Origin of the sequence: Enterobacter sp. TMH.L2 (assembly GCF_050847315.1) — a bacterium.
Taxonomy (GTDB): Bacteria; Pseudomonadota; Gammaproteobacteria; order Enterobacterales; family Enterobacteriaceae; genus Cedecea.
Genome location: NZ_CP193791.1, coordinates 4,801,294 through 4,811,582, shown reverse-complemented (window position 1 = coordinate 4,811,582; position 10,289 = coordinate 4,801,294). Strand labels below are relative to the sequence as shown.

11 protein-coding genes are annotated in these 10,289 nt (G+C 55.7%); 9 read left to right on the top strand and 2 right to left on the bottom strand.

The features are described from left to right. Window positions 1–593 precede the first annotated feature (593 nt). The 7 genes from rpmH (at window position 594) to ACREYP_RS22920 (ending at window position 6,083) form a co-directional block, all read left to right on the top strand. Window positions 594–734: a 50S ribosomal protein L34 gene (rpmH, locus tag ACREYP_RS22950; protein ID WP_003849659.1), complete on the top strand. Its 141-nt coding sequence runs from the start codon at window positions 594–596 to the stop codon at window positions 732–734. Between the two features lie 17 nt (window positions 735–751). Further along, window positions 752–1,111 carry a ribonuclease P protein component gene (gene rnpA / locus ACREYP_RS22945; protein ID WP_008460645.1) on the top strand — a complete coding sequence of 120 codons (360 nt, stop codon included), beginning with the start codon at window positions 752–754 and terminating at the stop codon, window positions 1,109–1,111. After that, complete coding sequence (yidD, locus tag ACREYP_RS22940) at window positions 1,075–1,332, top strand: membrane protein insertion efficiency factor YidD (protein ID WP_071530513.1); 258 nt, start codon at window positions 1,075–1,077, stop codon at window positions 1,330–1,332. The genes rnpA and yidD overlap by 37 nt, the downstream gene beginning before the upstream one ends. Before the next feature lie 2 nt (window positions 1,333–1,334). After that, complete coding sequence (yidC, locus tag ACREYP_RS22935) at window positions 1,335–2,978, top strand: membrane protein insertase YidC (protein WP_336818928.1); 1,644 nt, start codon at window positions 1,335–1,337, stop codon at window positions 2,976–2,978. 77 nt (window positions 2,979–3,055) lie between these two features. Beyond that, the gene (gene mnmE, locus ACREYP_RS22930) at window positions 3,056–4,420 is read left to right on the top strand and encodes a tRNA uridine-5-carboxymethylaminomethyl(34) synthesis GTPase MnmE (RefSeq protein WP_008460641.1); all 1,365 of its coding nucleotides are present in this window, start codon (window positions 3,056–3,058) and stop codon (window positions 4,418–4,420) included. Window positions 4,421–4,740: 320 nt separating this feature from the next. Further along, complete coding sequence (locus tag ACREYP_RS22925) at window positions 4,741–5,499, top strand: 4'-phosphopantetheinyl transferase family protein (RefSeq protein ID WP_008460638.1); 759 nt, start codon at window positions 4,741–4,743, stop codon at window positions 5,497–5,499. Between the two features lie 17 nt (window positions 5,500–5,516). After that, window positions 5,517–6,083, top strand: a complete 567-nt coding sequence (locus tag ACREYP_RS22920; RefSeq protein WP_008460636.1) for an NADPH-dependent FMN reductase — start codon at window positions 5,517–5,519, stop codon at window positions 6,081–6,083. 60 nt (window positions 6,084–6,143) lie between these two features. On the opposite strand, the gene ACREYP_RS22915 is transcribed toward ACREYP_RS22920, so the two are convergent. Then, window positions 6,144–7,475, bottom strand: coding sequence for an NCS2 family permease (locus ACREYP_RS22915; protein ID WP_336706628.1), 1,332 nt, complete (start codon window positions 7,473–7,475; stop codon window positions 6,144–6,146). Window positions 7,476–7,643: 168 nt separating this feature from the next. Here ACREYP_RS22915 and yieH point away from each other — a divergent pair, with 168 nt between their 5' ends. After that, window positions 7,644–8,309 carry a 6-phosphogluconate phosphatase gene (gene yieH, locus ACREYP_RS22910; RefSeq protein WP_166994834.1) on the top strand — a complete coding sequence of 222 codons (666 nt, stop codon included), beginning with the start codon at window positions 7,644–7,646 and terminating at the stop codon, window positions 8,307–8,309. Window positions 8,310–8,469: 160 nt separating this feature from the next. On the opposite strand, the gene ACREYP_RS22905 is transcribed toward yieH, so the two are convergent. After that, complete coding sequence (locus tag ACREYP_RS22905) at window positions 8,470–9,228, bottom strand: SDR family NAD(P)-dependent oxidoreductase (protein WP_008460629.1); 759 nt, start codon at window positions 9,226–9,228, stop codon at window positions 8,470–8,472. A gap of 119 nt (window positions 9,229–9,347) precedes the next feature. Here ACREYP_RS22905 and ACREYP_RS22900 point away from each other — a divergent pair, with 119 nt between their 5' ends. Next, complete coding sequence (locus ACREYP_RS22900; protein ID WP_008460628.1) at window positions 9,348–10,247, top strand: LysR family transcriptional regulator; 900 nt, start codon at window positions 9,348–9,350, stop codon at window positions 10,245–10,247. Window positions 10,248–10,289: the final 42 nt, after the last annotated feature.

The following is a 10,289-nucleotide window of genomic DNA, read 5'->3' as shown; positions in this document are numbered from 1 at the left end:
GGCGGACTCCACTCGAACAAAGTCGATAAAAAGACGAAGACTGAAAGTTATACATTCATGATTGTTGACACGCGCTCTCAGGCTGTGGGAGGCGCGCGAACCGCTATTTGCGGTTTCCCCGGTGAAGGCTGGATCACGATCGGGACCGCGGATCATAGCCTAAAGCGCGGCAGAGATCTTCTGTTTCTCACAGATTCTTCACGAATTATCCACAGGGAAGTTTTGAGCGGGTTAAGTGTAATCGATCCTGCCACACGTGCAGCGTATAACCGTCTCATATTGGAAAATTTAATGACTAGCGCACAAATATCGCTAAAGAGATCTGATGAAGATCCTCGTGGATCCTTGCGCTTTCACGGTAAGCCCGTATAATTCTCAACCCGTCGCGTAATGCCGCTGTCATTCAGCGGAGATCCGGGCCTCTTTTCGGGGTCAAAAAGGGCGCAGCAGTAAGGGAATTGAATTGACTCCGGAGTGTACAATTATTACAATCCGGCCTCTTTAATCAGCCACACTGAAGCGTAAGTCGTTCGCAGACCCTGTTGGGCATTACGCAAATCCAGTGAAATTTAATAGTTTAGGTAGAAATCGCCATGAAACGCACTTTTCAACCGTCTGTACTGAAGCGCAACCGTTCTCACGGCTTCCGTGCTCGTATGGCTACTAAAAATGGTCGTCAGGTTCTGGCACGTCGTCGTGCTAAAGGCCGTTCTCGTCTGACCGTTTCTAAGTAATAAAAGCTAACCCCTGCGTGGTTAAGCTAGCTTTTCCCAGGGAGTTACGCTTGTTAACTCCCCATCATTTCACATTCGTCTTCCAGCAGCCACAACGGGCTGGCACGCCGCAAATCACCATTCTCGGCCGCCTTAATTCGCTGGGGCATCCCCGCATCGGTCTCACCGTCGCTAAAAAAAACGTAAAACGCGCCCACGAACGCAATCGGATTAAACGTCTGACGCGTGAAAGCTTCCGTCTGCGTCAGCACGAACTGCCAGCAATGGATTTCGTAGTAGTAGCGAAGAAAGGGGTTGCCGATCTGGATAACCAGGCTTTATCGGAAGCATTGGAAAAGTTATGGCGCCGCCATTGTCGCCAGGCTCGCGGGTCCTGATAGCCCTTATCAGGGTCTATCAACGCCTGATTAGTCCGCTTCTCGGGCCGCATTGCCGTTTCACCCCAACCTGTTCTCACTACGGAATTGAGGCCTTGCGCAGGTTTGGAGTGTTAAAAGGCAGTTGGTTAACGATGAAACGCGTACTAAAATGCCACCCTTTGAACCCTGGTGGAGACGATCCCGTTCCGCCCGGACCTTTTGATACCAGAGAACACTAACGATGGATTCGCAACGCAATCTTTTTCTCATCGCTTTGTTGTTCGTGTCTTTCATGATCTGGCAAGCCTGGGAGCAGGACCACGCTCCTCAACCTCAGGTGCAGCAGACCACGCAGACCACGAACAGCCAGGGTAACGCCGCTAACCAGGGTGTGCCGGCCAGTGGCCAGGGAAAACTCATTACGGTTAAAACTGACGTTCTTGAACTGACCATCAACACCCGCGGTGGTGATGTAGAACAAGCGCTGTTGCCAACCTACCCGAAAGAGCTGAAATCCTCAGAGCCGTTCCAACTGCTGGAAACCACGCCTGAATTTATCTACCAGGCGCAGAGCGGCCTGACCGGTCGTGATGGCCCGGATAACCCGGCGAACGGCGATCGTCCGCTGTATAACGTCACTGCCGATACCTTCGCACTGGCGGATGGCCAGAACGAACTGGTTGTCCCGATGACGTATACCGACGCCGCTGGCAACACCTTCACCAAGACCTTCACCCTGAAACGCGGTGAGTTCTCTGTCGGTGTGGACTACAACGTGAAGAACGTGGGCGAGAAACCGCTGGAGCTGGCGACCTTTGGTCAGCTGAAGCAGTCCATCAACCTGCCTTCTCATCGCGACACCGGCAGCAGCAACTTTGCGCTGCACACCTTCCGTGGTGCCGCGTACTCCACCCCGGACGCGAAATACGAAAAAGTTAAGTTCGACAACATCGCTGACGGTGAAAACCTGAACGTCAACGCCAACAGCGGTTGGGTGGCGATGCTGCAGCAGTACTTTGCTACCGCATGGGTGCCGCATACTCAGGGCGCGAACAACTTCTACACCACCAAGCTGAGCAACGACGTTGCGGCGATTGGCTATAAGTCTGCCTCGCAGATCGTCCAGCCAGGCCAGACCGCTCAGATGGGCAGCACCCTGTGGGTCGGTCCGGAAATTCAGGACAAAATGGCGGCCGTTGCGCCACACCTTGACCTGACCGTAGATTACGGCTGGCTGTGGTTCATCTCTCAGCCGCTGTTTAAGCTGTTGAAATTTATCCACAGCTTCATCGGTAACTGGGGCTTCTCCATTATCGTTATCACCTTTATCGTTCGTGGCATCATGTACCCGCTGACCAAAGCGCAGTACACCTCGATGGCCAAAATGCGTATGCTGCAGCCAAAACTGGCGGCCATGCGTGAGCGTATCGGTGACGACAAGCAGCGTATGAGCCAGGAAATGATGGCGCTGTACAAAGCTGAGAAGGTTAACCCGCTGGGCGGCTGCTTCCCGCTGATCATCCAGATGCCAATCTTCCTGGCGCTGTACTACATGCTGATGGGCTCCGTTGAACTGCGCCACGCGCCGTTTGCACTGTGGATCCACGACCTGTCTGCACAGGACCCGTACTACATCCTGCCGATTCTGATGGGCGCCACGATGTTCTTCATCCAGAAGATGTCGCCGACCACCGTAACCGATCCGATGCAGCAGAAGATCATGACCTTTATGCCGGTCATCTTCACCGTGTTCTTCCTGTGGTTCCCGTCAGGTCTGGTGCTGTACTATATCGTCAGCAACCTGGTGACCATCCTTCAGCAGCAGCTGATTTATCGCGGTCTGGAAAAGCGTGGCCTGCATAGCCGCGACAAGAAAAAGACCTGATAATATTTGGCGTTAAGCTTACGAAAGGCGGTCGATTGACCGCCTTTTTCTTTTTGATTCAAGGTCTGAGATAAACGATGAGCAATCATGACACTATCATTGCCCAGGCTACTCCGCCGGGGCGTGGCGGCGTAGGCATCCTGCGTATTTCCGGCCGCCAGGCGCGCGAGGTCGCAGAGGCGGTGCTCGGTAAGCTGCCGAAGCCGCGCTACGCGGATTACCTTCCCTTTCGCGATGCCGACGGTAGCGCGCTGGATCAGGGCATTGCACTGTGGTTTCCTGGCCCGAATTCCTTTACCGGTGAAGATGTTCTCGAACTGCAGGGGCACGGCGGCCCGGTCATCCTCGACCTGCTGCTAAAACGCATTCTGGCGCTGCCGGGTTTACGCATCGCCAACCCCGGTGAGTTTTCAGAACGCGCTTTCCTGAACGATAAGCTCGACCTGGCGCAGGCAGAGGCGATTGCCGACCTGATCGATGCCAGTTCCGAGCAGGCTGCTCGTTCAGCGCTTAATTCGCTGCAGGGGGCTTTCTCCGCGCGTATTAACCACCTGGTGGAAGCGCTGACTCACCTGCGTATTTACGTGGAAGCGGCTATCGATTTCCCGGATGAAGAGATCGACTTCCTCTCCGACGGTAAAATCGAAGCCCAGCTGCATCGGGTCATTGGCGATCTTGACGCGGTACGCGCCGAAGCCCGCCAGGGCAGCCTGCTGCGTGAAGGCATGAAAGTCGTTATTGCCGGGCGTCCAAACGCCGGTAAATCCAGCCTGTTGAATGCGCTGGCCGGGCGTGAAGCGGCTATCGTCACCGATATCGCCGGCACCACGCGTGACGTCCTGCGCGAACATATCCACATCGACGGAATGCCGCTGCATATCATCGATACTGCGGGCCTGCGCGAAGCCAGCGATGAAGTTGAACGCATCGGGATTGAACGTGCCTGGAAAGAGATTGAGCAGGCGGATCGCGTGTTGTTCATGGTGGACGGCACCACCACCGACGCCGTTGACCCGGCGGCGATTTGGCCTGATTTCATCGCCCGTCTGCCGGAGCGTTTGCCGATTACCGTGGTGCGCAATAAAGCGGACGTCACCGGCGAAACGCTTGGCCTGAGCGAAGTAAATGGTCACTCACTTGTTCGTCTTTCCGCCCGTACCGGGGAAGGTGTTGACGTGCTGCGCGCGCATCTGAAAGAGAGCATGGGCTTCGAAACCAACATGGAAGGCGGCTTCCTCGCCCGCCGCCGTCACCTGCAGGCGCTTGAGCAAGCCGCTGAACACCTGCAACAGGGCAAAGCCCAGCTGCTGGGTGCCTGGGCCGGAGAATTGCTGGCAGAAGAGCTGCGCCTGGCGCAGCAGAACTTAAGTGAAATCACCGGCGAATTTAGCTCTGACGACCTGTTAGGGCGCATCTTCTCTAGCTTCTGTATCGGGAAATAACCCCTTACCGCCGCCCCGCGTCACACTTCAGAATGCGGGGCATTTTCCTCATATTTAAAATACTTCATCATTTCAAGACGATGTCTTCAGAACGACATTTTTAAGTGCTCCACTTACGCAAACCACTAAGAATTTTCCCAGGATTGAATATATAATATATTGTTCAAAAAATAGTTCATGCTATTGAAGAGCATCAATGACAGCGCATTGAGCCAGAGACTACTCTTCGATCCCTGACAAGATTCAGGATCGGACGCGGAGCGCTGTTTCAGCCACCCGAAACAGCATGACATCGACTGACCATTATCAAGGAGCGACAAATGGCGACGCATTTTGCAAGATGGGCTCTGAACCCTCCCAACCTCACTTCACCCCGACTGAACGACGAAATTCTTAACGCCGCCAGCCTGATGCCAGAACATCGCCGCACGCGCTATCTCGCGTCGCGTACGCTGGTCGCAGAGATGATGTTTATGCTGTACGGTACCCAGCGCCTGCCGCAAATCATTACGTCTACCGCAGGTCGCCCGCGCTTTGCCGACGCCGAACTGCCGGATTTCAGCATCGCCTACGCCGGTAACATGGTGGGCGTGCTGCTGGCAACCGAAGGGCGCTGCGGGCTGGACATGGAGCTTCGCCGCAGTTTCCAGGCCCCGTCCCCGGTTGTGCCACCGTCTCAGTCCAGCAGCAGCGAAATGACCTGGATCAATAACCAAAACGATCCCAACGAAGCCAGAACCCAGCTGCATACGCTGCGGCGTAGCGTCCTGAAACTAACGGACAATCCCCAGACCAGCCTCAGCACACTACAATTATTGCCAGGCTCTGGTCGTCTGCGCGTCATAAACGAGCCGCATATTGAAGCTATCAGCGATGCGGAAGACATCCTCATCTGGGGCTGTGCCGTGGCGCCAGGCGTGGAGCGCCTGAAGCTGTGGGAATTCGACGGCCAACAGGGCTGGAACGCCCTGCCGGATGCCGAAGCTCGCAGCCGAAGCGCCCAGGCGCGCATCATTCGCCTGACGGGTATATCATCAGAGGCAGCAACGCCGCATAACACATTTTCCCGAACGTCCTGACACATAAAGGAGTACCAATGTCTGATTCGTTGAAGATAGTGACTTTACTGGGGAGCCTGCGTAAGGGTTCATTTAACGCGATGGTCGCCCGTACGCTGCCGAACATCGCCCCGGCAGGCATGCAGATAGATGCCCTGCCTTCCATCGGCGATATCCCGCTGTACGATGCCGATATCCAGCAAGAAGACGGTTTCCCGCAGAGCGTGGAAGCCATTGCCGCACAAATCCGCCAGGCTGATGGCGTGGTGATTGTGACGCCGGAATACAACTATTCCGTGCCGGGTGGCCTGAAAAACGCCATCGACTGGCTTTCTCGTCTGCCTGAACAGCCGCTCGCCGGCAAGCCAGTGCTGATTCAAACCAGCTCCATGGGTGCTATCGGCGGCGCGCGCTGCCAGTATCACCTGCGCCAGATCCTCGTTTTCCTGGACGCGATGGTGATGAACAAGCCTGAGTTTATGGGCGGCGTGATTCAGAACAAAGTCGACCCGCAGAGCGGCGAAGTGGTGGATCAAAGCACGCTCGACCATCTGACCGGGCAGCTCACCGCCTTTGGCGATTATATCAAGCGCGTTAAAGCCTGATTCCAGGCCAAAAAAAAACGCCAGTCACATGACTGGCGTTGTTGTTTTTAGCGTCTGGCTTTAATCAACGAACACAATTTTCAGCACAAACAGCAGCGCCACGATGATCACGCACGGGCTCAGCTCGCGCCAGCGGCCGGTGCCCAACTTCATGACACAGTAGGAAATAAAGCCCAGCGCAATACCTTCAGTAATCGAGAAGCTGAACGGCATCATCACCGCGGTAACAAACGCCGGTACCGCTTCGGTCAGGTCATCCCACTTCACGCGGGCCAGGCTGGAGGTCATCAGCACGCCAACGTAAATCAGCGCCCCGGCGGCCGCATACGCAGGCACCATGCCCGCCAGCGGTGACAGGAAGATAACCAGCAGGAACAGCAGGCCAACCACAATCGCGGTCAGACCGGTGCGGCCCCCGACGGAAACGCCGGATGAGCTTTCGATGTAGGCAGTAACAGAAGAAGTCCCGAAGAACGAGCCGGTCACGGAAGAGATACTGTCCACGAACAGCGCCTGCTTCATGCGCGGGAACTTGCCCTTCTCGTCGGTTAACCCGGCTTTGTCCGTGACGCCAATCAGGGTGCCGGAGGAGTCAAACAGGTTCACCAGCATGAAGGAGAAGATGACGCCTGCTAGGCCCAGATTCAGCGACCCGGCTAAATCCACCTGCCCGACAACGCTGCTCACGCTCGGCGGCGCAGACACGATGCCGTGGTACTGCACGTCGCCCAGCAGCCAGCCCAGCAGCGTGGTTACCACGATAGAAACCAGCACCGCCGCGTGAATATTACGGGAAGCGAGAATCGCAATGATAAAGAAGCCCAACGCCCCCAGCAGCACGCTGTGGGAAGTCAGGTTCCCGATGCTGACCAGCGTCTCTTTGTTGGCCACGATGATCCCGGCATTTTTCAGCCCCATCATGCCGATAAACAGGCCAATACCGCTGGTAATGCCAACGCGCAGGCCAAGCGGGATATTCGCAATCATCCAGTAGCGAACGCGGAAGATGGTCAGCAGCAGCAGGCCTACGGCGCCCCAGAAAATCGCGCCCATGCCGACTTGCCAGGACAGACCCATCGCGCCGACGACCACGAAGGCGAAAAAGGCATTCAGGCCCATCGCCGGTGCCAGTGCCACCGGCAGGTTGGCAAAAAGCCCCATCAGGATGCTGCCAAAGGCGGCTATCAGGCAGGTGGTGACGAATACCGCCTGGGTATCCATCCCGGCCGCGCCAAGGATCTGCGGGTTAACAAAAACAATGTACACCATCGTCAGGAAGGTGGTGAACCCGGCGATCACCTCGGTGCGGGCGTTAGTACCGTGTTCGCGTAATTTGAACGCGCGTTCGAGCAGCCCCGGGGTTGTTTCCGGAGTGGACTGTGGTTGGCTCATTATCGGTTTCCGAACTAAAAGAGGAAAAAATACGCCGCTATCCTATACCAAAATTGGCGGGGGATAACGCAAATCATCCACTTTTTTCGCTGAAATTACCGCAACGGGATCGATTGCGTTGCGCAAAAAGCATAGAGTAAACGTTAAACCAAAGAGAAAGGAAATGGCATGTCCCGGATAGAAGCGGTGTTTTTTGACTGCGATGGAACGCTGGTCGACAGCGAGGTCATCTGCTCCAAAGCCTACGTACATATGTTTGCGCAATATGGCATTCAACTTGCGCTCGAAGATGTCTTCAAGACCTTCAAAGGCGTCAAACTCTACGAAATTATCGACACCATCAACGCTGAGTACGGCACCAGCCTGCCTAAGCTCGAGCTGGAAGTGATCTACCGCGCCGAAGTTGCCCGCCTGTTTGACAGCGAACTTCAGGCAATCGCCGGGGCGAACACGCTGCTGGCGCAAATCAATAAGCCGATGTGCGTGGTATCCAACGGCCCGGTCAGCAAAATGCAGCACTCTCTCGGCAAGACCGGAATGCTCGGCTACTTCCCGGATGCCCTGTACAGCGGCTACGACATTCAGCGCTGGAAGCCGGACCCGGCCCTGATGTTCCACGCGGCGGAACAGATGAACATGGACGTAGAGCGCTGCATTCTGGTGGATGATTCTATGGCAGGTGCGCAGTCGGGCATTGCGGCAGGCATGGAGGTGTTTTACTTCTGTGCCGATCCGCATAACAAGCCGATCGACCATCCGAAGGTGACGACGTTTACCGATTTGGCTGAGTTACCGGGCTTGTGGAAAGCGCGCGGCTGGGAAATTACGGCGTAGAAGTTGCCCCTCATTCCGGCTCTCTCCCCAAAGGAGCGAGGGGGAAATACCCCCCTTCCTTCTGGCTGCTCGATTGCACGGAAGCAGACGGCGGTCGTTCCCCTCTCCCTTTTAGAGAGAGGGTTAGAGTGAGGGTCACCTGCCGGGAGCGGCCAAAAAACTAAAGGAACATCCCGCCGGAAACCTCAATCCGCTGCGCGTTCATCCAGCCCGTCTCATCACTAAGAATCGCCGCAATCGCATCGCCGATATCGTCCGGCTGACCTACACGCCCTAATGCGGTTTGTGCTGCAATCGCCTTCGAAACGTGTTCGTTGTCGCGCACAATACCGCCGCTGAAATCGGTGGCAATAGCGCCTGGCGCAATAATATTCACCGCAATCCCACGCGATCCCAGCTCTTTGGCCTGGTACTTGGTCAGCACTTCCATCGCCCCTTTCATCGTGGCGTAGGCGGCTTTACCCGGCAGCGAGAAGCGGGTCAGGCCGGTGGAAACATTCAGAATGCGGCCGCCGTCTTTAATCAGTGGCAGCAGGCCCTGAGTCAGGAAAAAAGGCCCTTTAAGATGGATGTTCATTATTTCATCGAACTGCGCTTCGGTGGTCTCGGCAAACGATGCTTCAAGACCTATCCCGGCGTTGTTCAATAAATAATCAAACGTGTCTCGCTGCCAGACCTCGCGCAACGTTTCTTTCACCTGCTCAACAAACCCAGCGAAGGTAGAAGAATCACCGACGTTGAGCTGGATTGCGGCCGCTTTCACGCCTTTTTGCTCAATTTCGCGCACAACATCTTCGGCTTCCTGGCGCTGGCTATTATAGGTCAGCAGAATACCGATTCCGCGTGCAGCCAGTTTCAGCGCTGCGTTTTTGCCTAAACCACGGCTGCCGCCGGTCACTAAAGCGATACGTTGACTCATGATAAACCTCTTATTTGGCTGTCAGGACATTGAGATACAGCTTATTAGCTGATACAAAATCAATAAATATGGCCAAATGCGCATCACTGTTTCATCTTCAGCAACAATGTGGTGATACGATGGATAAAATACACGCAATGCAGCTTTTCGTGCGGGTTGCGGAGCTGGAGAGCTTTACCCGCGCCGCGGACACGCTTGGGCTGCCGAAGGGCAGCGTTTCTCGTCAGGTCCAGGCGCTGGAAACCTCACTCGGCACGCGCCTGCTGCACCGCACCACTCGCCGGGTTCAGCTCACCCAGGACGGAATGGTCTATTACGAACGCTGCCGCGACCTGTTAACTAACCTCGATGAACTCGACGGCCTGTTCCAGACCGATCCCGCCAGCGTCAGCGGGCGCATCAGGATCGATATGCCCGTTACGCTGGCGCGCGGCTTGATCATCCCGAAACTGCCGGGATTTCTGCAGCAATATCCAGGCATAGAGCTAGAGCTTAGCAGCAGCGACAGAATGGTGGATGTCGTCCGGGAAGGGTTTGACTGCGTGGTGCGCGTGGGCCACCTCAAAGACTCAGGTCTGGTAGCCAGGCCGCTGGGGAAATTCACCATGATCAACTGCGCCAGCCCCGACTACCTCAGCCGCTTTGGCTATCCCGAAAGCCTGGACGACCTGGCTTCGCATGCCCTGGTGCATTACGCTCAAAATCTCGGCACCCGCCCACAAGGCTTTGAAGTCTGGCTGGATAAAACAACGCAGTGGGTGAAAACCGGTGGCCTGATCACCGTTAACAGCACGGAAACCTACCAGGCCGCCTGTGTCGCCGGGCTGGGGATCATTCAGGTACCTCGCGTGGGCGTGAAAACCCAGCTCAAAGAGGGCACTCTGGTGGAAATTTTGCCTCAGTACCGCGCCGAGCCGATGCCGATTTCGCTGCTTTATCCGCATCGCCGCAACCTCTCCCGGCGAGTGCATTTGTTTATGGAATGGCTCACTGACGTACTCAAAGCCTATGTTGATTAGCGTTATGACTATAATTTCCTTAAGATCCTGCCACAGCAAAAG

Bases quoted from the DNA above. Each gene is read 5' to 3' on its own strand.
- rpmH (WP_003849659.1), top strand. From the start codon at position 594: ATGAAACGCACTTTTCAACCGTCTGTACTGAAGCGCAACCGTTCTCAC.
- yidD (WP_071530513.1), top strand. From the start codon at position 1,075: ATGGCGCCGCCATTGTCGCCAGGCTCGCGGGTCCTGATAGCCCTTATC.
- ACREYP_RS22920 (WP_008460636.1), top strand. From the start codon at position 5,517: ATGTCTGATTCGTTGAAGATAGTGACTTTACTGGGGAGCCTGCGTAAG.
- ACREYP_RS22905 (WP_008460629.1), bottom strand. From the start codon at position 9,228: ATGAGTCAACGTATCGCTTTAGTGACCGGCGGCAGCCGTGGTTTAGGC.
- ACREYP_RS22915 (WP_336706628.1), bottom strand. From the start codon at position 7,475: ATGAGCCAACCACAGTCCACTCCGGAAACAACCCCGGGGCTGCTCGAA.
- ACREYP_RS22925 (WP_008460638.1), top strand. From the start codon at position 4,741: ATGGCGACGCATTTTGCAAGATGGGCTCTGAACCCTCCCAACCTCACT.
- mnmE (WP_008460641.1), top strand. From the start codon at position 3,056: ATGAGCAATCATGACACTATCATTGCCCAGGCTACTCCGCCGGGGCGT.
- ACREYP_RS22900 (WP_008460628.1), top strand. From the start codon at position 9,348: ATGGATAAAATACACGCAATGCAGCTTTTCGTGCGGGTTGCGGAGCTG.
- yieH (WP_166994834.1), top strand. From the start codon at position 7,644: ATGTCCCGGATAGAAGCGGTGTTTTTTGACTGCGATGGAACGCTGGTC.
- yidC (WP_336818928.1), top strand. From the start codon at position 1,335: ATGGATTCGCAACGCAATCTTTTTCTCATCGCTTTGTTGTTCGTGTCT.